Below are 26,452 nucleotides of genomic sequence, written 5' to 3' on the forward strand. Positions count from 1 at the left end.
ACGCTTATTTTGGTACAAAGGTAGTGCCATACACGTTTATTGCCAAATTGGCTGGTTGATTAATGCGGCAACACTCGCCCGCTACCATTTATACTGGTGTCAATGTTTTCAGGATCACCTGAATACAAGATATTTCCCGAAAGGTTAATTTCTCCAAACAAATACGAGTTTGCCACGCAGGGTAAATCCTGGAGAGAGGAATTGTTGACTATCGTTATGTCAGAATTTAGGAGTGAAGCATCGAGTTTTCCTACCGATGCGTTGTACAGTCCGCTGTAAGTGCTGCGTCCTGATACGTATATACCCGTGTAGCCGGTATGCACATATACGCGAGCACTATCGGTTTTTAGCAACAAATGTGCGTTGCCATTAGAGCCACGTTGTTCGTAAAGAAAATCGTGACTTACTAAAGTGTCGCGCATTGTGATTGTCGCACTCGATGTGTTTTCGAGATAGGCGAGGGTAGGAGCATAAACAACTACCAGCGGAATTTTTTTGAGCGTGCGCACCCAATTGCAGGTGGCAGTATTTGCTATAAATAATGAATTGCCATCTACCCGGGTTTGGATGTGATGTATGATGTTTTCACCAAAAAAAACTTCTACATAACACGAGTCGCTGTATCGGTAGTCCATGTCAACCTTATCGGTAAGAAAAATCTGGTTAAAATTTCCGGGGTAGCGGATTTCTGAAGCGTCATCGCCCAAAGATTTCAGGCAATCCCAACTGTCTTCGTTATTGCAGCCCGAAAGAATCAGGCAAAAGGCGAAAGCTATGTAAAAAAGTTTCTTCACCTCAGTTTGTATGCTATTCCTAACTCGCCATTGTCGGCTTTGGCATAGTGCGATTTTAAACCGATAAATGCCTGCCATCTATCAAAATTATAGACAACATGGTATCTGAAAAAAATCATTCCATCGGCATCAAACCGCGGAAAAAGATAAGTTCCAATTTGAAATCTGATTGCCAGCGGATCAAAATTTAATTGGTATAGTCCGGCTAAATAGGCGCGATAATTATCGGCCGAATTCATGCTGGCTTTTTCTGCTCCTACATCGCGGTGTTGAAGGCTGGCATTGTAGTTTAAGCCCAGTTCGGCTCCGAAAGTCGATTTTTCGTTTACCCGTTTCTGCACAATCGTGAATAAATTTGCTACACCATACCGTTTTGAGCCTATTGGAGCAACTTGCTTAACGCCAAATGAAGTTCCAGCTAAAATTTCGAGTTGTGATTTTTCAAAAGGTTTTTCAATGCGCTGGGGTGTTTCAAAACCACTTGGGCTATAGGTAAATAGCAGTTTTATCATGGCGAGGTTTATACCCGTATTGGGAAGTGTTATGGCACCATTAGAGAAGTGATGAATTCCTATTCCAGGCTTTAGAAGCCAATTGTCTGAAAGGGCTACGCGACCGTATAAATTCAGCCCAAGAGCTACATTTACATGTGAACCTATAGCCGAGTTGTGAAAATTGTTTTCCAGATCGAATGGTTTTTCAAGATATCCTATCCCTAGACCCATTTTAAGCCCGAGTACTCTATTTCGCGAAAGCGGAAGATCGTAAAAAATGCGCAGCGCACCGGCATATCCCAAAGATGGTGAACGCAAATTATAACCATCCAAACTAAAACCCCACGATGGAAAATTATACGCGTGGTGCCAGGGTTTAGAGCCATCTGTTGTAAAGGCAAGCTCGAGCTCGGCTCCGGGAAGGTGGCCCGTTACCAGATATTTCATATTGGGATGATGCGGCAGAATAACTCCACCCATCGGTGCAATAGAAAAAGTGCTATGCCTAAGCGTATCCTGCCCATTTGCCGAAAAGGCGAAACAAAAAAACAGGAAAATGACGAAAATGACTCTCACCGATTGTTTAATCTTAATTGCAGCCCGTAAACTTAGCAGTTAGAAAGTAGAAATGCCAAATTGAATTGGCTAATTTTGCAGAAAATAGAAAACCTATGCATGATAAGTTGAAAGCATTTGAACGCCTGCTTACCATTATGGATGAGTTAAGGGAGCAATGCCCGTGGGATAGAAAGCAGACTATGGAGTCTCTTAGGCACCTTACTATTGAGGAGCTATATGAGCTATCTGATGCCATTATTGACAATGACCTGGAGGAGATAAAAAAGGAACTCGGCGATTTGATGCTTCACTTAGTGTTTTATAGCAAAATAGGAAGTGAAAAAGGCGCTTTCGATATTGCTGATGTACTTAACGGTGTGTGTGAAAAGCTGATTAACAGGCATCCGCATATATACGGTGATGTGGAAGTAAGTGGCGAAGATGAAGTGAAGGCCAACTGGGAAAAGATAAAATTGAAAGAAGGAAAAGGTAAAAAATCTGTTTTGGAAGGTGTTCCTAAATCACTGCCATCGCTGGTAAAAGCTGGAAGGATTCAGGATAAGGCGCGTGGTGTGGGTTTTGACTGGGATAATGCGGATCAGGTGTGGGAAAAAGTAGAGGAAGAGCTGGGGGAGCTTAAAATTGAGGTTGAAGGCAAAACAGATAGAGTAGAAGAAGAGTTTGGAGATGTGTTGTTTTCGCTGATTAATTATGCACGGTTTCTGGGAATTAATCCTGACGATGCCCTGGAGCGAACAAACCGGAAGTTTATAAAGAGATTTAAATATCTGGAAAAGGAGTCGGCGAAGGATGGTAAGCAAATGGGTGAAATGTCGCTAGAAGAAATGGATGTGTATTGGAATCGCGCCAAGGAAATTTGATCAATCTGCATATAGATAATCATTATTGATTTTGACATGTTGAATGATTTTAACTATGTAAATTTGCATTAAAATTAGAAACAATGAGTGTACAAAATATAACAGATTCAGATTTTAAAAATTCCTTATCGGGAAAGGAGAAGGTAATGGTAAAGTACTATGCCGATTGGTGTGGGTCGTGCAAATTGATTTCACCCAAATTCCGCCGTTTGAGTGAAGACGACCGATTTAAAGGAATTGATTTTTTAGAAGTAAATGCTGAGGTAAACGAAAATGCCCGTAAAGCGGCCGGAGTTGATAACTTGCCATTCTTTGCCGTTTTTAAAAATGGCGAAATGGTAGAGGGAACTGCAACATCTAAAATTGAAAAGGTTGAAGAATTATTAAATAAGCTGAACTAATGAAAATTCCATCGATTAAGAAAATTGCAGAATCTTATAGTTTAGATGAGCTGAAAAGAGCCGAACTTGCCCTTCTTGAGGAGCAGACTCCTGCCATAGAAATTGAAGGATCTGATGAAGGTGAGCAATTAACTCATATTATTGCAGCACTTGAAATTAAAGAACAGATGGAAAGAGATGGAATTCCTTTTCCTAAAGCACTGCGTAATTACACTCATCGGGTACGCAATTCTATTTCGTAAGTATGCTTAATAAAGAAACCGCAATGCATTTCGAGTGTTGCGGTATTTTGTTTTTAGAATATGCAGCCTTCACATAAGTATGTGGTTTCGTATGGTGCACTCATTAAAAAACTCCAATGCCGTCGATCTACCCACTTCTCCCCAATTGCATGACACATTTTGTTACATTATTCTACAAGTAATTCTTTGTTATAGATTGGTTTTAATTTTTAAAAAACTGTAACACAGATAATTAGAATGATTTCAATTTTGCGGTATGATCTCTGCCTATTGGTTATTCGAATTCAATTAACAAACAGTTTTAGAATAACTACAAAATTAACTTATTATGAAAAAGTCAATAATCGCACTATCTACAATGTTCCTACTTGCAATTGGTGCAGCAAATGCTCAAACAGAAACAACGCAAGTTGCAAATGTTCAGGAAACTGAAGTTCAAGAATCTGTGGCAACAGATGTGCAAATTGAGCAAGTAGAACAAGATGAGAAATCGGAAATTAAATTTGATGCTCTTCCATCTAATGTTCAAGAAGTGCTTGAATCTGATAGATTTAATACTTGGGACGTTTCAAAAGTATATGAAATGACAGATGAGAAAGACAAAAAAGTTTATGAAGTTGTTTTGACGAATGGAGAGAAAAAAGCAACTTATAAATTTGATGCCGAAGGGAAAACCATCGGATAAATCGTTTAAGTTCCAATTTACCAAAAAGAGGTCGGACATTATGTTCGGCCTTTTTTTTTATATCCTAGTCTGAGTCTCAAATTAATTCTTTGTAGTAACTTCGTTTTTTAGAAATATCTATGAAAAAAATACTTGTTATTGAAGATGACCTTACGTTTGTGAAAACGCTGGAAGCGTATTTAGGTAAGCTTGGCTATGAGGTTTACGCCGCCTCTCGGGCAATAGAGGGAGTAGCAAAAGCGAAAGAAATTAAGCCCAGGCTTATTCTCTTAGATTATCGCCTTCCTGATGCTACAGGACTGGAAGTGCTCGTTGACTTGAAACAAGTGGAATCGAACCCGCAGGTTATTTTAATGACCGGATTTTCTGATATACGCACTGCTGTAAAAGCGATGAAGCTAGGTGCGTTTGATTATATAACCAAGCCGGTAAACCCCGATGAGCTGAAACTTCTGGTAGAAAAGGCCATGAAAGCTACTTCGACAAATGATGCGACCGCTAAGAGTTCTGATACCAAATCAGCTACAAAGAAAATTGCGAATTTAGACCGCGATTTCGTACGTGGAAAGAGTATCCAATCTGACACGCTTCACCAACATATAGATCTGGTGGCACCTACAGATATGTCGGTGCTAATACTTGGAGAGAGTGGTACCGGAAAGGAATATGTGGCAAGGCGCATTCATTCTCAAAGCAAGCGAAGTAAAGGCAGATTTGTGGCGGTAGATTGTGGTGCATTGTCTGAAGAATTGGCTATAAGCGAATTGTTTGGGCATGTGAAAGGAGCGTTTACAGGTGCTCATGCCAACAAGGAAGGTCAATTTGTGGCAGCCGAAGGAGGTACGCTTTTTCTGGACGAAGTGGGAAATCTAAGTTATGAGGTACAGGTAAAATTGCTCCGAGCCTTGCAAGAACGCATCATTCAACCATTGGGCTCAAATACGGATATTCCTGTAGATGTGCGGATTGTCACTGCTACTAACGAAAACTTACTGAACCAGGTACGAGATGGAAATTTTAGAGAAGATCTATACCACCGTATCAATGAATTTAAAATTCAGGTGCCAGCACTTATTGAGCGAAAAGATGATTTTTGGACGTTTACCGAATTTTTCAGGAAACATGCCAATGCCGATTTGAATCGCGAGGTAGAAGGTTTTGATGAAGATGTGACCGCAATTTTTAATTCCTATACTTGGCCAGGAAATTTGCGTGAATTGCGCAACGTGATACGCAGAGCTATTCTTCTCACGCACGATTCCACGATCGTATCATCGAACAGTCTTCCGCCTGAAATGAAAGAAACTGCTGGATCATATACTGTTCATGGATCGAGTCCATATGACCTGAAAGCTCAAAAGCAAAACTCTGAGCGCGAAATGATTATTAAAACACTCGAAGAGGCGAGATATAATAAGTCAAAGGCTGCTAGATTGCTCAATATTGATCGAAAAACTCTTTACCTAAAAATAAGTAAATACGATATTGACGCGTAATTTAGATAAGCGTTAGCTCATGATAGAGATTTTGATTTAATGAAGAAATATTTTGGGCAATTGATTCTGAATAGCCTTTGTCCATCAATTCAATCTCAATCATTTTATATTTTCCTGCCAGGGTGGCAAACTCAAAAAGACCAAGGCGTCCGCCCAGCTTATGCACAGTTTCGTGCAAGAGGTCACCATCTTTATTTTCGATTCCGCTTTTTAGATCGCTTAAATCAATTGCACAGTCTTTTTTAAATTGTTCAATTAATTCAGCTTCAAGACGAGCATCGCCAAAAGTTAATTTAGCAAGTTTTTCTTTCATTCCATTCGAGCCGTATTCCACCATTATTTCATTGCTCTCAAACCCAACGAGTTCTAAAAGTTGTTTGGTTTTAAACGGTTTCGGGAGATAAAAATCAAATCCATTGACTGATTCTTCAGACTTGTTCTTCTCAAAAACATTGGCGGTTACAGCCACTACGGGTAGTGCGGGTTGAAGTTTTCTCAGAGCATCTCTGAGTTCGGCTCCGGTCATTTCGGGCATTCGAAAATCTACGAGAGCCATGTCAAATTTTTGTTTTTTGGCAATTTCTATTGCATTAAGCGGCGATGATTCGGCAACCACATCAAATCCATTTCCGGTCAAAATCTGTCTGGTCAAGTTTAGAATCGTTTCATCATCATCAACCACCAAAATTCTGTGCATTTTTGCCCGCTTCGTAGTTTTTTTGTCTGCCTCCGTATCTTTCTGTTTTGGCGCAAGATCTATACTAACTGTGAAAGTCGTACCTTCATTTTTTTCGCTCTTCACATCAATCGTTCCATGATAGGCATCTACCAAGGCCTTGGTGATGCTGAGACCCAAGCCGGTACCATTCGATGCGTGCATGGGAGTGCCCACTTGCTCAAACTCTTGAAATACACATTCCAGATCGCTTTTTGTCATGCCGATTCCCGAATCTTCAATACTAAAAAGGAGGTGAATTTTTCCGTCTTTTTCAGCCGTTTTGGCAAATAGTTTGATAAATCCTGCTTCGGTAAATTTTACAGCATTACCCAATAAATTGTAAAGAATCTGGCGTAGCCTGAACGGATCAATGTAAATGTTTGGAACATCTATTTCTGATTCAAAGAATATCCGGATGTCCTTATTCGCTGCCTGAATGCTCATGCTATTTACCACCTCGAGAAGTAGTGCTTTCACATCAATGACTTCTGGATTTAGTACGAGCTTGCCGGTAGATATTCTGCTAAAATCTAATACCTGATTTACAATTTGCAACAAATGTTCTGATGACTGATTGATAATTTCGGCATCGCGGTTTTTATCTTTGGAAAATAGCTTTTCAGAATACCCCAATATGTTTTGCAGAGGGGTGCGTATTTCGTGGCTCATATTCGCGAGAAATCGCTCCTTTACCTTACTTAAGTTTTCGGCACGTTCTTTTTCTTCAACAAGCTGTATGCGATAGTATTTTGCATTTGCAAGATCGGTTAGGATGCGATATACAAGAACAGTGGCGAGGAGAGCAAAAACGAGCAATACAAGATACATCTGTGTAAGCGCATTTTGCATCATACCACTCGCATCTGCACTTTCATTTCTAATCCGAGTGAGTTCCACCTCTTCAGCGTGACGAATGGTTGTGAGTAAAAAATTTTGGATACGTGCGCTGTTTTGTACAATTTCCATTTCTATATCGCGAACACGACGCTGCTGGTACGCCTGGTCACGACGAATACCTTTAATAATATTTCCAGCTTTGGCACTACTGGTATCTGACTTTGCCAGAGGAATTGTGTCTACTCTAATGTAAGTCTCCTCTATAATTTCGGGAACTACTTCCGGTTTTACTTCTTTTTCGGAATTACTCCCAAATATTCGTCCAAACCAACTCTTTTTTTCTTCCTGATTATTTTCAGATGGTGTTTCTACCGGTTCTGCCGGAATACGCCTTGTAGATTTAGTTGTAGTTATTATGTCAGATTCTTTCAAAATCTCTTCTGCCGAAATTAGATTTATAAGTGAGTCTAAGTTCTGGCGTAGTAAAGGTTGTTCGCTTCGTTTTAATGCGCGGTAAGCCATCAGATGTTTATCCTGACGTAAGATCATTACCGCAACGCTATCTAAAATAGTCTGTTCATTCATCTGAAAATTGACGCTCTTCGTCGTGCTGTCTATTAGTTGATTGAGGGAATCAAGCTTTGCGTAGTAATCGTCCGTATTTGCAAATGGATTTGCTATTAATGGTGCTTGGTAGCTTCTTTCAAACTCACCAAACGTATTGTAGATTTTATTGAGAACCTTGTTTTGCTCATTGGTAATAGATAGCCGGGAGATGCTGTTGTTTACTTCTTGAAATGTGAGTTTGGTAATGTAAACCGCGGCAACCAAAAAAAGTATTGACAGGATTACTGCCACCAGTACTTTTTGGCCTATCGTTTTTGACGCGTATTTTAATGCCGTCTTTTTCATATGAATTATAAACGCTTAAAGATAGTAAACAGATATTCTCTTTTTACGCGGAAATCATTTAGAACGTTAATGTTAAACCATTTTCAACACCATAAATAAATTTGGTGATGGGAATGATGGGTTTGTCTTCATATGCCATTGCAATGCTCGTAGTGAAAGATAAGAATTTTGATAATTTGAAGTTGAAATTTGTGTTGGAACTCAGTCTATTCCGTGCCGCATCAATTGAATCATCATATCCCACTTGATGGTAGAAGGTAGTGTTGAAATACACATTATCAGATATATCCCAACGCACAATCAAGTAGGTACTCAATTTTATGAAACTTACATCTTCAACCCCTTCTTCGTTTGGTCGGCGCCAAATTTCATTTTCATACATTGGCCCCGAACCGATTGCCAGTGTGAGTTTATTCGATTGGTAGGCTCTCCATCTTATAGCCACGCCCAAAATATAGCGATCTGATAAACCCCTGAAATTATCGTATTGCATTTGGCCGTAAGCTTCCTGACTCCAGCGCTTCTTATAATTAAAGTTCGTGCGCAAGTGAAAGTATCCGTTGTTGAGTATTGTTTCACTATTATTTTCGGTATAGGCGAGATTTCCCAATGCGATATACGCATGTTTATTAGGCGCGAATACAGCGTTTAACTCATTCGTTAAGGTTGTAAAACGAGCTTGTTCTTCTGAGCTCGCACTACGATTGTAAAAGTTAAATTTGGTTTCAAAATTAATGCGATAGGCACGACCCTTTTCTAAACTGTCAAGCCTTGCTTTTTCAATATTAAGAATCTGACTAAAAGCCGAAAATGAAAAAGACAGAAAAATAAGTGCAAAAATATATTTCATACCAATCAAAAAATAAGGATTTTCTCTAGTGGCCTAAGCCATTAAATTATTAAAAATATGATTCATAATAAATTCAAAACCCGCACGAGAATACCTGCGGGTTTTGAAAGTAAAAGAATGAGGGAATTCAGATGAAAACCTAAAATTTAATTTGAACTCACAGAGGTATTCGAATTCATTTCAATTGGAATAGTCATTCCATCAGGCATTTGAGGATTGCTTTCAATACTAATGCTGCCAATAATCTCATCATTAATATCTGCAGAACTTACAAACCCAGAGCTCACTTCCATTTCGAGGGTACCACTTCGGCTTCCTTCCATAAAATAAGTTGCTTTCATGCCTTGCAATTCAGTAGAGCTTTGATTGGGATCTACGGTTATATTTGCTTTAACATCTATTACGGCTTTTCCGTCTGCAACACTTTTTAAGGTAAAAGTATTGTTTAAAACCAATGGAAGTCCTGATGATGTAAACTGCTTATTCGTCCAAGTGCTGCCCACTTTAACGGGTGTTGCAGGCATAATAGCCGTAAGCATTTCCATATTTTTAGCTAAACCGGAATCTCCAAATCCGGCAGATATTTGCTCTCCAATCATTCCAGCCTGTTCTCCCATAGATGCAGTAGCACCAGAAATTATTTCCTCAAGGCCATTAACCTCTACTATTTTTCCAGAAAAGTCGATATCGGCTTCAAATTTCCTTCCTGTTAACATTGAAAAGAGTTCAGACATTGGGTCAACCGCTTCAAGCTTAGTAGTATCAGAATTGAAATTCTGAGTCATTCCACCTCCCTGATTTATTCCCATAGATATGTTCTCATACCACATCGTGTAGGTGTTGGCATCTTTACCACTTTCTTTTAATTCCATCTTGGTAATTGTACCGGCATTTTGATTGATAACCTGCTCATTTCCTGCAATAGTTTGCTTTGTTACAGTGGTCATTACCGTGTTTTGAGTGTAGGTTTTGCCATTTTCTAAGTTAAATTTCAAATCCACTTTTTTTGCCATTGGTGCAAATGCCAATGCCAAAATGGATAGACCTAATACTAATTTGATTTTCATAAGCTTTTAATTTTTTCGATGCAAAGAACATAATTTTTTTTTCGATAAGAAAGATTATTGTTCTTCATTCGTTGCACTTTGTTGTTTTGAAAGTAGCATTTGATTTATTAATCAAGTGCTACTTTTAGAAATATTCAATGAGCTAATATCATTTCAAAAGTTCAATTTGTTTAGATCACTAATCAAAGTCGGACTCCTGCGTTGATATAAAATGTATTGTTTTTAACGTCTCTAAAAGCACTGCCGTGTTTTCCGTCAACACTAGACTCGCTGGAACGTGAGAAGTATGCTATTTGCGGATTAAAGTAAAACCAGTTTTAAACATTAAACCTACTCCTATGTGACCACCAAGTTTGGCATTCGTGGTTAAACCATATTATGCCTTACCAACAATTGCTGAAATTGGTACCAAGATAAGGGCGCACTTCTACCCGAGAATAGGCCTCAACTGTAAAACTGATAACGCCAAAACTTAATAGTGATTTTTTCATGAATTCGTTGTTTAAAAGGGTGGGCAACATATTATATGCTTGTTTGTTATTCTGGTATTAATAGCTAAATGTGGCTTGCTCTGCATAATCTCTTGATTGTGGTTTTCCAAGTTTTGGTCTGTCTAAATAGCCAAATTCCTGTCCTTTATCCAGTTCATCACCTTTAAATTCACCGTGTTTTAGTACGCTATAAACCATAAAGATGATAAGCACAGGAGAAACTATGAAAATCATTAGCGCAATACTGGTATAGATATCGAATGATATAAACGAGATATATACTAAAAATAATGCAGATACAATCGAAACTGCGATTTCATCTTTTTTCATGTAATTTAAACAGCTGACTTATATAAATGTTTGATGAATTTTTTCATTCTTAGTAGAACATCAAGACATCCATTTCTGGGATCGTTACATTTGCGTTGTGAAATACAAATACACCCTTTCTGCGTCCGTAAGATTGGTCGATCAGTATACCGGTTTTGTAAAAACTAAGTCTCCGCAGTTTTGGAGCGATACGCATATTGAACTTTTTCCTTTTCCCGCATCTACTACAACAATTACAGATCTTTCAGTGCCTAATAATACAGTATTGGGAAAGAGGGCTGAAGTTTTCTTTGCAGCAATGATTTTAAATTCAACGTCTTATCGCTTAGTAGCATCTCAAATCCAGCTTATTACAGACGGGATAACCTTAGGTGAGATGGATTTTGTAGTGGAGGATATTGTTTCAAATAAATTGATTCATGTAGAGCTGGCGTATAAATTTTATCTTTTGGATACGCGTATTTCAAACAGTCTGGCAAAATGGGTAGGGCCAAACCTACGAGATTCGCTGGAGCGCAAGTGGCTAAAACTACAGGAAGTTCAGTTTCCTAAACTTTATAGCCCTTCAGCAATAAATATCTTGAGAAAACTTGGCTGTGAAAACCAACCAAGTCATCAGTCACTTTGTATGCCTATGCAATTATTCCTCCCTTTCGGGGAATCTAAAAGTGGCATGGAAGCACTCCCGGTGGGCTATGCAGGACGGTGGATTTCCTTTAATGATTTCACCAATGAGAAATGGAATGATTATACTTTTTTCATTCCCGAAAAGGAAGATTGGTTTGTGGATCCTGAAAAATGTGAAATTTGGCTTTCTCAAGCTGAAGTGATGCCGGTACTCATCGAAAAAAATGAGAGTTCGAAATCGCCGATGGTCTGGATTAAGTTAAAGGCTGATATTCCGACCAGGTTATTTGTTACTTTTTGGTAAAATGTAGATCCAAAAAAAAGTCAGGCATCCAGAATACACCAAATAACTCCTAAACGAATTCCAAGACTAAAAGTCAATCCTTATATTAGAATGTCAACCTTTAAGGGTAAACCAGAGTGGAGAGCATAAAAGCTTAAAAAGTATCGTGAATATTATCATGTATTTTAAGTTTAAACGCTTCTAAGGTATACGGCATGTCTTTTAAAATGATGTATTTGAACTTTATAAATAATTGATAAATAGATACATAAATTGTTTTACCTACGCTATTTGACGTATATTGAAACCTTATTTAGGTGATTAAAGATACCCGTTTTTATCACCCGATTGGAGGGGGGTGTTTTAACGGTATTTGCATAAATCATTTTTTTGAGGCTGTCAGATTGTATAATTTGGTGGTGAAATCAAGTTATACAACCAATAAAAACAGAAATGAATATTGAAGCAGTTTCAAAAACCCGAAAAGTTATGACCCGTGATAAACTCATAACCTCTCTTTCAGAGCACACAGCAAAGCTTGATAATAAATCCATGACTTTTAGAGAGGTTAAGGCGCTTTACTTCAGCTTAAATCTTGAATATATAAGATTTTGTGAAGTGATGAGAAGTGCCAGTTATTTTCCGTCCAAATCTTGTGATGCACGAATGAAAAATTGTACAGATGATTCTGATTTTGAAAAAGCCCTCGCCATTGTACGGTCAAGGATTAATGAAATTACAAGTAGCGTAAACTAACAGGAAGAGAAAAATTTTTGACTGTGTTTTGAACTTTATCTCCTTCGTGACTTAATTCCCAAAACCCCAAGAATACCGCGGGTTACTTCTCTCACAATAGTTCGCGTTACTGAACTGGCCATTACTTTTTCAAAAGTTGTCTTGGTTTGTCTGGTGCTGCGTGTAGTAGTGCGCTTTTCCTCAACTTGTAGTGCAGCATCATCCTTTGCCGATTTCTGTAATTTTGCTGTCAGAATTTCGTACGCGCTTTCTCTGTCTATATCGGTATTGTACTTGGTTACGAGGGCGCTACTTCGAATAAGTTTTTTGATTTCTTCATCTGTCAGCACATCCATGCGCGACGCCGGTGCCTTGAGAAGCGTATGAACCAGCGGCGATGGAATTCCCTTCTCATTTAAGAGTGTTATAAATGCCTCGCCAGTTCCCATTTGTGTGAGAACTTGATCGATATGATAAAATTCTGAAATGGGGTAATTTTCAGAAACTTGCTTGATCGATTTTCGATCTTTTGCCGTAAAGGCACGCAGTGCATGCTGTACTTTCATTCCCAACTGGCTAAGCACTGCATCTGGAATATCGGTAGGTAGCTGCGTGCAGAAAAATATTCCGACGCCTTTTGAGCGAATAAGCTTAATAATGGTTTCAATTTGGCTTAATAATGCTTTCGACGCTTCATCAAAAAGCAAATGAGCCTCATCAATAAATATGACAAGCTCGGGTCTGTCTGTGTCGCCCTTTTCAGGGAATTTCTCGTAAATTTCTGCAAGAAGGCAAAGCATAAAAGTAGAAAATAGCTTTGGAGTGCTTTGCATATCGGCAAGTCTGATTGTGTTAATGTAGCCGCGGCCATTGCTGTCAAGCCGCAATAAGTCATCAACATCGGTGCTCAACTCGCCAAAAAATCGCGAGGCTCCCTGCTGTTCGAGTTCAAGCAGCTTTCGCATAATAGCTCCCACGCTGCTAGTACTTACCAAACCGTATTTTTGTTGTACTTCATCTTTACCCGCCCCAATAATATGCTGAAGTACCGCTCTGAAATCTTTTATGTCTAGAAGAGGATATGCATTGTCGTCGCAAAATTTAAACGCTATAGCAACTGCACCTTCCTGGGTGTCGTTAAGACCCAAAATTTTGCTTAATAATACCGGGCCAAACTCGCTGATTGTCGCGCGCATTCTGGCACCAGGCTCGTCAGAAAGGGTTAATAACTCAACCGGAAAAGCAGTTGCTTTCCACGCTGCACCAATGTGTTTATGCCGCTCATCAATTTTTAAATGGGGATTTCCAGCGGCAGCTAGTCCGCTCAAATCTCCTTTTATATCCATCACTAAAACAGGAACGCCGGCATCTGATAAGCCCTCGGCAATTCCTTGCAAAGTTTTGGTTTTTCCGGTTCCGGTCGCGCCGGAAATGAGCCCATGACGGTTAAACATCTTCAAGGGTGCTTTTACTTGAATCCCATCTACAGGTGTGCCATCCAAAATACCACACCCTAACAATACCGAGTCGCCTTTAAATGTATATCCGTTTGTAATGGCTTCGCTAAACTTTGCTTGTTTTCCGTTCATGGTTTGTTCAATTTTGCTTGCGCCAAATATAAAAAGGTTTGGCCGAAATGATTAATTCTTGAATCCTTTATGCTTTACCATTTAGGCGCTGGTTTAAAGATTCAGATTTCTTTTATCTTTGACAACTTCCAAAAAAATAAAGATTATGAAAATAATGCGATTAAATTTAGCGATGTTCTTTGTGGTATCGTTCATACTGGTGTCTTGCGGAGAAAACAAGCCAACGGAAAAAGTTGAGATTGAAACGGCAGAAAATGCTGACGATTTTCAATACATGACCGAGCAATTTGCTGATATAAAAATTATCAGATATCAAATTCCGAGCTGGGATGAGCTTCCTTTACAAGAGAAAAAACTGGCTTATTACCTTTCACAAGCGGGGCTTGCCGGTAGAGATATGATTTACGATCAGAACTACCGCAACAATTTAGCGATTAGAAGAGCGCTTGAATCGGCTTACAAAAATTTTGATGGTGATAAATCAAGCGATGACTGGATAGCTTTTGACACCTACATGAAAGAAATTTGGTTTGCAAATGGTATCCACCACCATTATTCTCATGTGAAATTTCAACCCGAGTTCTCGCGCGAATTCCTTACAGGAATACTTACGAAATCTGGTGCAAGTTTGAGTGATGATCTGATGGCTGTAATTTTTGATCCGGCAGTTGATGCTAAGAAAGTGAGCAAAGATGCTGGTAAGGATATCGTATTGGCGAGTTCCGTAAATTTTTACGATCCCGATCTTACCCAGACAGAAGTTGATGCTTACTATAAAAAGAAAATGGCCGACCGTGATACAGAGCGACCTATTTCTTATGGTTTGAATTCTAAATTGGTTAAGGGCGCTGATGGAAAAATCACAGAGCAAATTTACAAAGTTGGTGGAATGTATGGTGAGGCGTTAACAGAAGTCATAAAATGGCTTGAACTCGCCAAAGGTGTGGCAGACAATGCACAACAAGCAAAAGCCATCGGCCTATTAATTGATTATTATAAAACCGGAGATTTACACACTTGGGATAAATTTAATATCGCCTGGGTAGAAGATACTACCAGCGTTGTAGATTTTATTCACGGCTTTGTAGAGGTTTATAATGATCCGCTGGGATACCGTGGTTCTTATGAGAGCATTGTTCAAATAAGAGATCTTGATGCGAGCGAAAAAATGAAAGTGTTAAGCGAAAACGCACAGTATTTCGAAGATAATTCGCCCATTATGGATGAGCACAAAAAAGAAAAGGTTGTAGGTATTTCATACAACTTTATTAATGTAGCTGGCGAGGCAGGTGATGCTTCTCCCAGTACTCCTATAGGAGTAAATCTACCCAATGCCAACTGGATACGGGCAGAGCACGGATCAAAATCTATAAGTCTTGGAAATATCGTTTCGGCATATTCTAAAGCTGGTACAACCGGATTTTTGGAAGAATTTTCGAATGATACCAGTGAAATCGCACTTTCTAAAAAATATGGAAAAGTTTCAGATAAGCTACATACTGCTCTCCACGAAGTAATAGGCCATGCCAGTGGAAAAATTAACCCGGGAGTGGGAACGCCTAAACAAACATTGATAAATTACGCTTCAACCATTGAAGAAGCGCGTGCAGATTTGGTAGCGCTTTATTATTTGCTTGATACCAAGCTAATAGAAATGGGCGTTATGGACGATTTAGATGCGGGTCGCCATGCTTATGATGATTATATCAAAAATGGTTTAATGCTTCAATTGCGCCGATTAAAACCCGGAGATGTAATTGAGGAAGACCACATGCGCAACCGCCAGCTGGTGGCTGCCTGGGTTTTTGAAAAAGGACAGGAAGAAAACGTGATTTCTAAAGTGAAAAGAGATGGAAATACGTATTTCGAAATCAATGATTACGGTAAGCTTCGTGCTCTATTTGGTGATTTACTGCGCGATATTCAGCGAATTACTTCTGAAGGAGATTTTGAAGCTGCTAAAAATTTAGTAGAAACCTACGGTGTTCAGGTTGATCCTGAAATCCATGCCGAAATGTTGGCGCGATCAGAGAAATTTGATAGTGCTCCTTATGGTGGATTTATAAACCCAATGCTGGTACCAGTAGTAGAAAACGGCGAAATAACGGATATTAAAGTGGAGTATCCAGAAGATTTTGCAAAGCAAATGTTGCGCTATGCAGCCGATTATACAACACTTCCCAATAAAAATTAAGTGATTGAATTACCCAAGCTATGATCTGGAAAGATGCTTGAGTTTGGATAGAAAGAGGGGCAGAAATATAGAAGCATAAAAAAAGGCAGTTTCGATTTCGAAACTGCCTTTTTAGTGTTTTTATATCTGTAGAAGCAGAAATTCTGTTTTGCTATTCTTTTATCATGTGAATATCGCGTTGTGGGAAAGGGATGCTGACATTCTCTGCATCGAATGCTTTTTTCACTTTCTCGTTCAAATTATTGGTCACATCCCAATAGTCAGAGCTTTTTAGCCAGGCTCGTAGATGGATAATAACCGAACTGTCTGCAAGATCTTTAACAAAAACGTCGTGAGCCGGATCAGTAAGAAATCGGGAATCTTCCTTAACGAGGTTGTCGAGAATGCTCTTGGCAAGATCTATGTCGTCATTATATCCAATGCCAAATGTGATATCCAAACGACGTGTATCGTAAAAGGAATAATTTTTTAGTGCATTATTGCTCAACTCGCCGTTGGGAATAATAACTTCCTGATTTTGGGTAGTCGTCATATACGTGTAGAAAATTTGAATTTCGCGAATAGTTCCTGAATGGGAACCTGTATCAATAAAGTCGCCGACCTTAAATGGCTTTAGAAGCAGGATGAGCACTCCGCCAGCAAAGTTTGCGAGGCTTCCCTGCAAAGCTAAACCAATGGCCAAACCGGCAGCACCAAGCACGGCTATAAAAGCAGTAACCTGAATTCCAATCATACCCGCAACAGAAATAACTAACATTATTCTTAATAGGATGCTAATTATCGATGTCAAAAATGGACGAAGCGACTCATTTACATCTCGGTTGTGCATGGCTTTGGAAGCAAGTTTTACGATCCATTTTATAATCCATAACCCGATAAAAAGTACCACAATTGCCAATACCACTCTACCACCATAAACGACTATAAGTCCTTTTATCTGATCAAAATATTCAGTTAACCTATCCATAATCTGCGTTTCTTTCAATAAATAAGACCGGAAAGATACAAATCTTATGGATATTGAATTTTTCCAAATAGTTTAGCCCATATTAAAATGCTTGAGATATCGTATATTGGGGGCGAGATGGGTCAGTTTAAGATTGGGTTCAACTCTAGAGAAAATGCGGTTTTAGTCAAAGAACTGATCGTGCAGATTTAATGAGAATCCAATCAAGAAACTTAGTAAATTTTTAACAGCGAGTAGATAGAAAATCTCTAAACTCCTCGATATGGGTCACCATATTTTGATTAGGCAGGAGATGTCGTTTCCCGACGCTTATCTTTCTTTGAAAAATGCAAAGCCGACTCCAAAAACTTGATCGATTTTGGGAATACATCGAAGAATAAGCATAGAGCCAGGCCAATTGTCATGCCCCAAAGTACGAGCAGGTTGGCGTAAAAAGTATCTATAAAATGGCCGTAAAGATTTTTTGCAGGCGCGTAAAAATGAGCTCCAAAAAAGTCGCTGTTATAGGGCATTAAATAGATAAGATCTTTTTTCTGAATCAATTCGCCATTGTACTCAGCTATGTAGTTTACGTCGTTGCGATTAGTCGCAAATACTTCAAGTTGATCGTTTTTGTAATTGTTGAAGAGTTTTTTGTACGCTGCATGTTTATCATCTGTCTGCGTCATAGCGTATATGGCATCTTCCTTTTCTGCATCAGCTTTTAGATACACGCGTTTATAATGTTCTGTTAGTAGATCGAGATGTTTTAACACTGATTTTAAAGTCTCTTCATTTACACGATCAGGAGTCAAATCGTTTACTTTATTAAACTTCAATCCTTTTAGAAAAGCATTTTCTTTATTCAATTCGTTTCTAAGCAGCGTTAGGTTTTTATCCAATTCTACCGTTGCCGCATCGTCGTTCATTATCCGGCTCGTTACTGCAACTTTATTTTTGAGCTCGGTTATCCAATAGTCTTTCTTCCAGTTCGAAAATTTCTTTCGCTTCTCTAGTTCAAAAAACTCTTTTTCATAATCGTTTGTTTTATATTGAGTTACTGCAATTGCTTCGTATGCCCAGCGACTCGCCATAATATTTCCAATCCACGGTACACCATCTTGCGATGCGAAAATAGGATTGAGCCTGTCAAATTTTACAATGATTCCACTAAAAAGCAATTGTGGAATAATGATAATCGGAATAAGAATATAAATAACTTTTGCAGAGTTAAAGCTCGATGAAATGTTGAGACCGAGCAAATTGGCAAATGAACAAGTGCTAAAGAGTATAAGCCAGTAAGATAAAGTCATTCCCTGAATTTCGAGAACAAAGTTTCCAATGATTACAAAAAGAAACATTTGCAAAGCCGAGATAGCGAGCATAATCGAAATTTTGCTGTACAAATAGCTACTCTTGCTTAAATTTAAAAATGACTCGCGTTTTCTTATTTTCTTGTCGCGAATAATTTCTTCAGAGCTTACGGTCAGACCTATAAAAAGGGCAACAATAACCGAGATAAAAATGTAAACGGGTATGTTTTCGTTTTCACGAAATATATAGCTATCAGCTCCGGCAGGTATAAAAAACCGCATAAAAAAGGAGAGTATCAAAGCTAGAACCGGAGCTTCAAGCAAATTAATAAGAACGTATTGCTTATTGGTTAGCTTAGAAAGCAAATCTCGTTTTATAAAAACGCCGAATTGTTTTATTTTTCCGGGAATTGTAAAGTGCGTTTCGGGAGTTGCTATGCGCTCATCGTCAAGCTCAAGCTCGATTTCAATGTGTTCAGTATACAGTTTATTCCACTCTGTTGGTGTTATTTTTCTTTGGTGCGTTAGGTTTCCGAATTCATCAACAACCTTAGCTTCAATGATATTAAAAACATCTTCGGTTTTCACATTCCCGCAAGTCAGGCATTCGGCCTCGTCGCAGTTTATATGATTAACCATTTGTTTAAAATAAACAAGACTATCAACAGGGTTGCCATAATAGATTGGGTATCCGCCATTATCCAAAACAAATAGTTTATCAAACATTTTAAAAATATCTGACGATGGCTGGTGGATTACTACAAAAATGAGCTTGCCTTTGAGGCTAAGCTCCTTGAGCAAATCCATAATGTTTTCTGAATCGCGCGATGACAAACCAGATGTGGGCTCATCAACGAATAGTACCGCTGGTTCGCGAATGAGCTCCAGCGCAATATTTAATCTTTTTCTTTGTCCTCCGCTGATGGTTTTGTCTAAAGGATTTCCAACTTTTAGATTTCTCGTTTCGCCGAGGCCGAGCACAGAAAGCATCTCTTCTACAAGATCGGTAATTTCTTCTTTGTTCTTTTGACCAAAGCAGAGTTTTGCATTAAAGAATAGATTTTGAAAAACTGTGAGTTCATCAATAAGCAAGTCATCTTGAGCTACATAGCCTATCAATCCTTCAATGGCATCGCCCTCGCCGTGAATATCAATTCCATTAATTTTTACAGTACCCTTCGAAGGATTTAAATTTCCGTTTAGTACATTGAGCAATGTAGATTTACCGCTTCCGCTAGCACCCATTATGCCTACCAGTCTGCCCGATTCTTCATCAATGTTTATCTCGTGAAGACCAGTATTTCCACGTTTGAATTTATACTCCAGGTTTCGTGTTTGGAAGCTAATACCCTCACGGCTATCATCCTGAAGAAAAGTTCCAATAATATCGCTGTAGTAAATTGGTTTTATTTTCGATCCGCGAATCGAAGCACCTTGATTTAAAACATAAAACCGATTGTTGTAAACAGCCTGACCCGATATATTATAACTCCCTTCGCCACGGTATTTTATAAAATGCAGATTGATGCTGGGAATGCGAAGAACACGTATGTAACCTTCAATTCCCTCGCATAAATAGTGTTTTCCAAATCCAGCTCCAGAATCTGTGCTGTCGGTAATGTACATCACATTCGGAGATTCGAGCAGTTCGGTTTCTCGCTCTTCAACAAAAAAGCGGGCGAGTTTATACTCGTCCATATCAAAGTTAAATGTTGAAGCTACGGTATCAATAAATTCTTGTTCAAGTTCACGCACTTCATCGTGGGTGTGAATAAACTCCAGAAGTCTGATCAGTACGATGGTTTTTTGACGCTGGGTAAGTTCTTCGTTTATCTGGGTGCAAATGCGCAGTATTTTCACCGAGTTTACTGCATTTCGTTTTTGCTCGCCGTCTTTTATTTTAGAAATTTTCTGATAGCTTTCCAGATACTCTTCAAAAAGATCCATGTATTTGCTGAAAAGCTTTTTGGGTAACCGCTCGCGTAGAAATGACTCTACGATCTGTCGGCCGTTTAGCGAGCCATCTTGCTGATGCGGATCTACACGCGCGATAATCGCGAAGAGTTGAATAAGTGCTTTAAGAATTCTTTCGCTCATAGTTGGGGGGGTAAAACAAAAAAAGCGTCCCGGAGTGGAGACGCTTCAGCAATTTCGTTTTATTCGGTGCTAGCGCTCAAATCCAATAAGTAATACGGCGCATCCCGATTTTTGTTTCGTGAGATCCAGCCTGGCTTCAATTCGGCCTTCCATCGTATCTTTAAACTCAAAATCCCAATGGTTTGAATTTTCATGCTCCTTGTTGGAAAAGAGCTGATTACCGTCTTGATCGTATAACGAAAACTGCAATTGATTTTTCTCCATTCCCGCGAAGGCAACAATACGATATTTGGACCCGCCGTAAAAAGTGGTATTGAATTCAGCAACCTGATCGTCGAAAAGCAGAGCGCGGTAAGATTGGCCATCGGATACAAAATTCTTTTGCATGTACTGCGCAGCGTAAGATGCTGTGGAGTCGCATTGAGCAAAAGCTTCATGGCTAATTGTGCTAAGCAAAAAGAAAAAGATGTATATCGTTTTATTCATGGCTCTATTGGATAATTGATGCTCTTATTCTTTCGATTCTCGCAATAATATCTGCAAGCTCATCATCGGTAAGTTGAAAATTAGATTCACTATTGATAATGGTCGTCTTTGTTTCCGGGTTGGTTTCGGGCTTCTGATAAGTATAAGTGTGCTCTACAGAGCGATAAACGTTTTTTAAACTATCGAGTTGCAACATGGTATTTCCAGAGTTAAACTGCTCGTCAGCAGTCGATTGCAGCACTTCGCAGAGGGTAATTATCGTTTTTTTCTGTGCTGCAAGTCTTTTTCGAGCTGCATCATTTCCTGTATTTGCCGAAAGGGCAGTAAGATAACTCGCTTCTATCCATCCACCGGCAAGTATAAGCGCGGCGAGGTCGTAGCGTTCATTTTCTTTGAGGTAAATATCCGCAGCTTCGTAAAATTGCCCACTAAGGAAAAGAAGTGAATCAGTGTTGCCCACATTACTTCCCAATCGTTTTACAAGCGAGGGACTTAATGCCCCTTTTATTTCCAGATCATCGGCCAAATTTTCTACGGCCTTATAATAACGCAACGACCATTGGCTGTCGTCATATAATGATGTATACGCCATTTCAGTACCGTAAATCCCCAGATTTAAAGCTCGTTGGTTTTTTGTACTGTAATTTGAAACATTGGCGGGATCGTTAAGCACTTCACGGTTATATGGAATATCAGATTCCTTTATCAGGATAGCCGTTTGGATAGGTGAAGGTATGCTGAAAAGCTTCCCGGCAACACTCACAAAGTTCGTTTTTGTGCTGTCGAGTTCTGTATTTTTCAAGTCGCCATTTTTGCTTACCGTCTGTTCATCGCAAGAATAAAACAAAATGACGATAAGGCCAAGAAAGCTGAAAAAAGTAATTTTTCTTAAATGAGTCATAGTTTTTAAAAGGATTGCCTGAAAGTACGTTATAATTCCTTTTCTTATTTCCATCTCAAAAATACTTATTCCCAAATGCTTGTTCGCTTTAAAGTAAATGAAAGAATTATTCCCGAAATTACGACGGTAATCAAGTACATTCCGGCTTCAAACCATTCGGCAAAAATTATCTTCCCGGTTAAAAAGAGCACGCTGTAGGCCAAGACTACAGAGCTTATCCAACATACGAGAAGAGCGGGTATATTGTTCTTCTTTTTTTCATCTTTCAGTGCAAATCCACTCCAATTACCATCAGGTCTTACCTGATTGTAAAATTTTTGAAGCGTTTCTACAGATTCAGGTTTTGTAATGTAAGTAGCCACTATCCAGGCCACTGTGGTGAATGCGACTGTAAAAAAGAAGCTGTCTGGAAATTGCCAACCCATAACAAATCTCGAAATGGTATAAGCTACAAAAGGAGCAATGGTAGCCACTATTTCGCTCCATGCGTTTATGCGCCACCAATACCAACGCAGGATAAGCACGAGTCCGAGTCCGGCGCCGCATTCCATAATAAATGACCACACACCACTAATAGATGTCATTTGGGTAGTAACCGCCAGCCCAAGAGCCATTAGCACCAGAGTAACAATACGCGACATGTCCACAAATCTCTTCTCACTGGCATCTGGTTTTATAAACCTTTTGTAAACGTCGTTTACCAAATACCCGGCTCCCCAATTGAGCTGGGTGGATATAGTGCTGAGGTATGCGGCTAAAAATGAAGCGAGAAGCACACCTTTTAACCCTATCGGCAAAAAGTCGCGCATGGCCCAAACATAACCTTTTCCAAATTCGCCGGCTGCAATACCAGGATTGTCTATTGGGCTGATAGAAGGGTAAATAACGAGACAAGACAAAGCCACCAAAATCCAAGGCCAGGGGCGAAGGCAATAATGTGCAACTTGAAATAATAGTGTGGCATAAACAGCACCTTTTTCTGTTTTGGTACTCATCATACGCTGCGCTACATAGCCACCACCGCCGGGTTCCTGTCCGGGATACCAGCTTGACCACCACTGAATACCGATGTATGCAAAAAATGCTCCCGCACTGATCGCAAGCGTATTCCCATCAAGCGATCCATCGCCTAAGGAAGGAAAGAAGTTGAACGTAGATGGTGGCAAAGCTGCCTTTAGTCCGGCAATTCCGCCTACTTCGGGGCTGCTTACCACAATTACTGAAAGAATAATTGTACCGGTAATTGCAAATATAAATTGAACGACATCAGTTACCGCCACTCCCCAAATCCCCGAAAGGGAAGTATATGCCGCTGCCAATAGCATCGTGGCACCCAGAACCATGTAAACCGTTTGGGTTTCGAGTCCAAAAAATTCTTGAATGATAGAAATCATGGCCAGGTTTACCCAGCCTATAATCATTACATTCATAAAAAGACCTAGATAAAGTGCTTTAAAGCATCGGAGTATTGCAGCCGGTTTTCCGCCGTAGCGCAGCTCAATAAGCTCTATTTCGGTAAGTACGCCCGCGCGCCGCCACAGCTTTGCGAAAAAGAAAGTGGTAAGCATACCACCCGCCAGGAAGCTCCACCAAAGCCAGTTTCCTGAAATTCCATTTTGACCAACCAATTCCGTAACAGCCAGAGGTGTATCGGCGGCAAAAGTAGTGGCTACCATAGAAATACCCGCCACAACCCAGGGCATATTTCTATCGCCCAAAAAGAAACTAAGCAAGCTTTTCGAAGCTCTTTTGCGAAAATAAAGCCCAATTAATAAGCTTAAAATCAAAAATAGAGCAATTATTGCCCAGTCTATCCAGTGTAATCCCATAAGTCAATAAAGTAGGTGCAAAATAACCAGTACATTAAACCGTTTTTTGACAGGTATTAAAAACTTGCCACTATCAAATGTTGGTAATTTAGGTAAGTTTGTCCTCCCTTTTTTCCCTGCAAAAATCAAAATATAGTTTGAAAACTTATTTCGCCGAAATACTCCTTCCGCTTGCCGTTCCCAATTCGTTCACCTACCGCATTCCCAAAAATATGGAGCCATACGTGCATCTGGGCTTGCGTGTGGTAGTGCCTTTCGGCAAACAAAAAATATTGACGGGAATTGTAATTTCTATTCACGAAACACCGCCCAGCGCATATGTGGCAAAGTACATTGATTCATTGCTTGATGATGAAGCCATTGTTACACCACAGCAAATTCAGTTTTGGGAATGGATGGCAGGTTATTATTTGTGCAACCGGGGCGATATTTTGCTTGCTGCATTACCAGGCGGTTTGAGGCTTGCCAGCGAATCAAAGTATATTTTAAACCCGGCTTTTGATGGAGATTTGTCGCGGTTTAATGAGCGAGAATGTCAATTGATTGAAATTTTGAGTAAGCGAGAAGTGCTTGACAGTAAGGAGGTTTCTGAAGCGCTTGGAATAAAGAGCATTCAAAAAACATTAAAAAATCTACTTGAAGGTGAGGCCATTTTGATAATGGAAGATCTGAAAGAGCGCTACAAGCCAAAGTTGGAGACTTATGTGAAATTGAGCGATGGTGTGAACGATGAAGACGGACTGGAAGCAGCTTTCAAAGCGGTGCAATCGGCAGCTCGCCAGGAAGAAGCGCTGATGATGTATATTCAACTTAGCAATCGCTATGGCGACATTATTCACGAAGTTAAAAAAACGGTGCTCCAAAAGCGGGCGAATGTAACTTCTTCGGTGGTGAAAGATTTGGTTAAAAAAGGAATTTTTGAACTTGAAGAACGCGAAGTGGGTCGCTTGCCGAAAGTGGAAGAAGGCAAAACGGAAGAGGTGGAATTTAATGAGTTTCAGCTTAAAGCATTGACAGAAATCAAATCGCTTTTTGAAACCAAAGACACTGTTTTGCTTCACGGAATTACATCATCCGGAAAGACCGAGATATACACACACCTCATTCGCGAGCAGCTCGATAAAGGAAAGCAGGTGCTCTATATCCTTCCGGAAATAGCGCTCACCACTCAAATGATTCAGCGGCTGCAGCGTTATTTTGGAAATACGGTGGCGGTTTACCACTCTAAGTTTAATCAAAATGAGCGCGTAGAAATTTGGAATCTGGTATTAAAAAACGATGGTGAAAGAGGAAGTCTTATTCTTGGAGCCCGAAGCGCTGTTTTTCTGCCATTTTCAAATTTGGGACTGGTGATTGTAGATGAGGAGCATGAGACTTCTTTTAAGCAGTTTGAACCGGCTCCGCGCTACCATGCACGCGATTCTGCTATAGTGCTAGCTTCAATTCATGGTGCTAAAACCCTTCTCGGCTCGGCAACTCCTTCGTATGAATCGGTTTACAATGCGAAAATGGGAAAGTACGGATATGTTACCATCAATGAGCGCTATGGTGGAATGGAGCTTCCCGAAATTACGACCGCTTCACTGAGCAAAAAAAATGCACCAACGGGATATTTTACCCAGGAATTGCTCAAAGAGATAAAAGGTTCACTCGACTTGAAAGAACAAGTTATTCTTTTTCAGAATAGGAGAGGATATGCACCGGTGCTTCTTTGCGAAATGTGTGGCTGGTCGCCGGAGTGCACGCGATGTGATGTTACGCTTACATTTCACAAATCGCAAGACAGATTGGTTTGTCACTATTGCGGAAGCAAATATCAATCACCTCATTTATGCGCGGCCTGCGGTTCGCACAAGCTCAAGTTGGCAGGGTTTGGTACGGAACGGATTGAAGAAGAAATTCTAATCCAGTTTCCAGATGCCAAGGTTGCCAGACTCGATCTGGATAGCACGCGTACAAAATACGGATATCAAAAAATTCTCAGTGATTTTCAAGATGGATTTATTGATATTCTAATTGGTACACAGATGGTTACCAAAGGACTCGACTTTGGAAAAGTAAATCTGGTGGGTATTCTCAATGCCGATCTATTGCTGAAATTTCCCGATTTTAGATCCACAGAGCGCGGATTTCAGCTGATGACTCAGGTAGCAGGTAGGGCAGGGCGCCGGCAAAAAAGAGGGAAAGTTATTATTCAAAGCCATGACCCGCAACAATGGGTAATACAACAAGTGGTGGAAGGAAATTATGATGCCGTAGCAAAAAAGGAATTGGGCGAAAGACGAAAATTTCTTTATCCGCCTTTTGCCAGATTAATTATGCTCACATTCCGCCACAAGCAAGTAGAATTGGTTGATTTTACAGCGGCTTCTTATCACAAAGAGCTATGTGCATTTATTGACGAAGCCAATGTTTTGGGACCCGAGTATCCCGCCGTTTCCAGAGTTAAAAACCGATTTAATAAGCACATTATTATTAAGATCGATCGAAAGTTTAATATCGCCACTGTGAAGGCAAAAATCCATAGCCTCAACAATCGTTTTTTCAGCGATAAGCAATTTAAAGAGGTTCGGCTTATTATTAATGTAGATCCGCAGTAGTCCATAAGCAATAGGCAATGGGCAATGGGCAATAGGCAATTTGCAATAGGCAACGGGCAATTTGCAATAGGCAACGGGCAATAGGCAATAACATCG

21 protein-coding genes are annotated in these 26,452 nt (G+C 39.7%); 9 read left to right on the forward strand and 12 right to left on the reverse strand.

The features are described 5' to 3' along the window. Nucleotides 1-59 precede the first annotated feature (59 nt). Both G3O08_RS03020 and G3O08_RS03025 read right to left on the reverse strand, forming a co-directional pair. Nucleotides 60-794: a GIN domain-containing protein gene (locus tag G3O08_RS03020; protein WP_163283199.1), complete on the reverse strand. Its 735-nt coding sequence runs from the start codon at nucleotides 792-794 to the stop codon at nucleotides 60-62. Then, complete coding sequence (locus tag G3O08_RS03025; protein ID WP_163283200.1) at nucleotides 791-1,864, reverse strand: acyloxyacyl hydrolase; 1,074 nt, start codon at nucleotides 1,862-1,864, stop codon at nucleotides 791-793. The genes G3O08_RS03020 and G3O08_RS03025 overlap by 4 nt, the downstream gene beginning before the upstream one ends. A 95-nt stretch (nucleotides 1,865-1,959) precedes the next feature. Between G3O08_RS03025 and mazG the strand changes: the two genes are divergently transcribed. The 5 genes from mazG to G3O08_RS03050 all read left to right on the forward strand — a co-directional run bounded on the left by mazG (nucleotide 1,960) and on the right by G3O08_RS03050 (nucleotide 5,551). Beyond that, on the forward strand, nucleotides 1,960-2,727 hold the full coding sequence (gene mazG, locus G3O08_RS03030; protein ID WP_163283201.1) for a nucleoside triphosphate pyrophosphohydrolase: 768 nt from the start codon (nucleotides 1,960-1,962) through the stop codon (nucleotides 2,725-2,727). An 83-nt stretch (nucleotides 2,728-2,810) separates the two neighbouring features. Continuing rightward, nucleotides 2,811-3,128 (forward strand): thioredoxin family protein, encoded by a 318-nt coding sequence (locus G3O08_RS03035; protein ID WP_163283202.1) that lies wholly within the window; start codon nucleotides 2,811-2,813, stop codon nucleotides 3,126-3,128. Next, nucleotides 3,128-3,370: a DUF6952 family protein gene (locus G3O08_RS03040; protein ID WP_163283203.1), complete on the forward strand. Its 243-nt coding sequence runs from the start codon at nucleotides 3,128-3,130 to the stop codon at nucleotides 3,368-3,370. The genes G3O08_RS03035 and G3O08_RS03040 overlap by 1 nt, the downstream gene beginning before the upstream one ends. A 328-nt stretch (nucleotides 3,371-3,698) precedes the next feature. Continuing rightward, a complete protein-coding gene (locus G3O08_RS03045; RefSeq protein WP_163283204.1) occupies nucleotides 3,699-4,055 on the forward strand; it encodes a hypothetical protein in 357 nt (118 codons plus the stop codon). Between the two features lie 119 nt (nucleotides 4,056-4,174). After that, nucleotides 4,175-5,551 (forward strand): sigma-54-dependent transcriptional regulator, encoded by a 1,377-nt coding sequence (locus tag G3O08_RS03050; RefSeq protein ID WP_163283205.1) that lies wholly within the window; start codon nucleotides 4,175-4,177, stop codon nucleotides 5,549-5,551. Between the two features lies 1 nt (nucleotide 5,552). Here the strand turns inward: G3O08_RS03050 and G3O08_RS03055 are convergent, their stop codons facing one another. The 4 genes from G3O08_RS03055 to G3O08_RS03070 all read right to left on the reverse strand — a co-directional run bounded on the left by G3O08_RS03055 (nucleotide 5,553) and on the right by G3O08_RS03070 (nucleotide 10,756). Beyond that, a complete protein-coding gene (locus G3O08_RS03055; RefSeq protein WP_163283206.1) occupies nucleotides 5,553-8,018 on the reverse strand; it encodes a hybrid sensor histidine kinase/response regulator in 2,466 nt (821 codons plus the stop codon). Between the two features lie 58 nt (nucleotides 8,019-8,076). Then, complete coding sequence (locus tag G3O08_RS03060) at nucleotides 8,077-8,868, reverse strand: DUF481 domain-containing protein (protein WP_163283207.1); 792 nt, start codon at nucleotides 8,866-8,868, stop codon at nucleotides 8,077-8,079. A gap of 146 nt (nucleotides 8,869-9,014) precedes the next feature. Then, nucleotides 9,015-9,935: a DUF6263 family protein gene (locus tag G3O08_RS03065; RefSeq protein WP_163283208.1), complete on the reverse strand. Its 921-nt coding sequence runs from the start codon at nucleotides 9,933-9,935 to the stop codon at nucleotides 9,015-9,017. Between the two features lie 548 nt (nucleotides 9,936-10,483). Beyond that, nucleotides 10,484-10,756, reverse strand: a complete 273-nt coding sequence (locus tag G3O08_RS03070; protein WP_163283209.1) for a hypothetical protein — start codon at nucleotides 10,754-10,756, stop codon at nucleotides 10,484-10,486. A gap of 97 nt (nucleotides 10,757-10,853) precedes the next feature. Here G3O08_RS03070 and G3O08_RS03075 point away from each other — a divergent pair, with 97 nt between their 5' ends. Both G3O08_RS03075 and G3O08_RS03080 read left to right on the forward strand, forming a co-directional pair. After that, a complete protein-coding gene (locus G3O08_RS03075) occupies nucleotides 10,854-11,687 on the forward strand; it encodes a DUF1853 family protein (RefSeq protein ID WP_163283210.1) in 834 nt (277 codons plus the stop codon). Nucleotides 11,688-12,119: 432 nt separating this feature from the next. Further along, on the forward strand, nucleotides 12,120-12,422 hold the full coding sequence (locus G3O08_RS03080; RefSeq protein ID WP_163283211.1) for a hypothetical protein: 303 nt from the start codon (nucleotides 12,120-12,122) through the stop codon (nucleotides 12,420-12,422). A gap of 35 nt (nucleotides 12,423-12,457) precedes the next feature. Here G3O08_RS03080 and G3O08_RS03085 read toward each other — a convergent pair whose 3' ends face one another. After that, nucleotides 12,458-13,990: a helicase HerA-like domain-containing protein gene (locus G3O08_RS03085; protein WP_163283212.1), complete on the reverse strand. Its 1,533-nt coding sequence runs from the start codon at nucleotides 13,988-13,990 to the stop codon at nucleotides 12,458-12,460. A 145-nt stretch (nucleotides 13,991-14,135) separates the two neighbouring features. On the opposite strand from G3O08_RS03085, the gene G3O08_RS03090 reads away from it, so the two are divergent. After that, complete coding sequence (locus G3O08_RS03090) at nucleotides 14,136-16,184, forward strand: dipeptidyl-peptidase 3 family protein (RefSeq protein ID WP_317164019.1); 2,049 nt, start codon at nucleotides 14,136-14,138, stop codon at nucleotides 16,182-16,184. A 151-nt stretch (nucleotides 16,185-16,335) separates the two neighbouring features. On the opposite strand, the gene G3O08_RS03095 is transcribed toward G3O08_RS03090, so the two are convergent. From G3O08_RS03095 to G3O08_RS03115, 5 genes are all read right to left on the reverse strand, one after another. Further along, nucleotides 16,336-17,151: a mechanosensitive ion channel family protein gene (locus G3O08_RS03095; RefSeq protein WP_163283213.1), complete on the reverse strand. Its 816-nt coding sequence runs from the start codon at nucleotides 17,149-17,151 to the stop codon at nucleotides 16,336-16,338. A gap of 281 nt (nucleotides 17,152-17,432) precedes the next feature. Beyond that, nucleotides 17,433-20,540: an ATP-binding cassette domain-containing protein gene (locus tag G3O08_RS03100; protein WP_163283214.1), complete on the reverse strand. Its 3,108-nt coding sequence runs from the start codon at nucleotides 20,538-20,540 to the stop codon at nucleotides 17,433-17,435. Between the two features lie 69 nt (nucleotides 20,541-20,609). Next, nucleotides 20,610-21,026, reverse strand: a complete 417-nt coding sequence (locus G3O08_RS03105) for a hypothetical protein (protein WP_163283215.1) — start codon at nucleotides 21,024-21,026, stop codon at nucleotides 20,610-20,612. A gap of 4 nt (nucleotides 21,027-21,030) precedes the next feature. Further along, nucleotides 21,031-21,927 carry a hypothetical protein gene (locus G3O08_RS03110; RefSeq protein ID WP_163283216.1) on the reverse strand — a complete coding sequence of 299 codons (897 nt, stop codon included), beginning with the start codon at nucleotides 21,925-21,927 and terminating at the stop codon, nucleotides 21,031-21,033. A gap of 65 nt (nucleotides 21,928-21,992) precedes the next feature. Further along, entirely contained in the window at nucleotides 21,993-23,756 is a 1,764-nt protein-coding gene (locus G3O08_RS03115; protein ID WP_163283217.1) for a sodium:solute symporter family protein, read from the reverse strand. Between the two features lie 137 nt (nucleotides 23,757-23,893). Between G3O08_RS03115 and priA the strand changes: the two genes are divergently transcribed. Beyond that, complete coding sequence (gene priA, locus G3O08_RS03120) at nucleotides 23,894-26,356, forward strand: replication restart helicase PriA (RefSeq protein ID WP_163283218.1); 2,463 nt, start codon at nucleotides 23,894-23,896, stop codon at nucleotides 26,354-26,356. Nucleotides 26,357-26,452 lie beyond the last annotated feature (96 nt).

The organism is Cryomorpha ignava (assembly GCF_010686655.1).
GTDB lineage: Bacteria > Bacteroidota > Bacteroidia > Flavobacteriales_D > Cryomorphaceae > Cryomorpha > Cryomorpha ignava.

Excerpts from the sequence above, each read along its gene's own strand:
- G3O08_RS03090 (WP_317164019.1), top strand. The coding sequence starts at position 14,136 with ATGAAAATAATGCGATTAAATTTAGCGATGTTCTTTGTGGTATCGTTC.
- G3O08_RS03100 (WP_163283214.1), bottom strand. The coding sequence starts at position 20,540 with ATGAGCGAAAGAATTCTTAAAGCACTTATTCAACTCTTCGCGATTATC.
- G3O08_RS03115 (WP_163283217.1), bottom strand. The coding sequence starts at position 23,756 with ATGGGATTACACTGGATAGACTGGGCAATAATTGCTCTATTTTTGATT.
- G3O08_RS03080 (WP_163283211.1), top strand. The coding sequence starts at position 12,120 with ATGAATATTGAAGCAGTTTCAAAAACCCGAAAAGTTATGACCCGTGAT.
- G3O08_RS03085 (WP_163283212.1), bottom strand. The coding sequence starts at position 13,990 with ATGAACGGAAAACAAGCAAAGTTTAGCGAAGCCATTACAAACGGATAT.
- G3O08_RS03110 (WP_163283216.1), bottom strand. The coding sequence starts at position 21,927 with ATGACTCATTTAAGAAAAATTACTTTTTTCAGCTTTCTTGGCCTTATC.
- G3O08_RS03035 (WP_163283202.1), top strand. The coding sequence starts at position 2,811 with ATGAGTGTACAAAATATAACAGATTCAGATTTTAAAAATTCCTTATCG.
- G3O08_RS03065 (WP_163283208.1), bottom strand. The coding sequence starts at position 9,935 with ATGAAAATCAAATTAGTATTAGGTCTATCCATTTTGGCATTGGCATTT.
- G3O08_RS03055 (WP_163283206.1), bottom strand. The coding sequence starts at position 8,018 with ATGAAAAAGACGGCATTAAAATACGCGTCAAAAACGATAGGCCAAAAA.
- mazG (WP_163283201.1), top strand. The coding sequence starts at position 1,960 with ATGCATGATAAGTTGAAAGCATTTGAACGCCTGCTTACCATTATGGAT.
- G3O08_RS03070 (WP_163283209.1), bottom strand. The coding sequence starts at position 10,756 with ATGAAAAAAGATGAAATCGCAGTTTCGATTGTATCTGCATTATTTTTA.
- G3O08_RS03045 (WP_163283204.1), top strand. The coding sequence starts at position 3,699 with ATGAAAAAGTCAATAATCGCACTATCTACAATGTTCCTACTTGCAATT.
- G3O08_RS03105 (WP_163283215.1), bottom strand. The coding sequence starts at position 21,026 with ATGAATAAAACGATATACATCTTTTTCTTTTTGCTTAGCACAATTAGC.
- G3O08_RS03095 (WP_163283213.1), bottom strand. The coding sequence starts at position 17,151 with ATGGATAGGTTAACTGAATATTTTGATCAGATAAAAGGACTTATAGTC.
- G3O08_RS03040 (WP_163283203.1), top strand. The coding sequence starts at position 3,128 with ATGAAAATTCCATCGATTAAGAAAATTGCAGAATCTTATAGTTTAGAT.
- G3O08_RS03060 (WP_163283207.1), bottom strand. The coding sequence starts at position 8,868 with ATGAAATATATTTTTGCACTTATTTTTCTGTCTTTTTCATTTTCGGCT.
- G3O08_RS03050 (WP_163283205.1), top strand. The coding sequence starts at position 4,175 with ATGAAAAAAATACTTGTTATTGAAGATGACCTTACGTTTGTGAAAACG.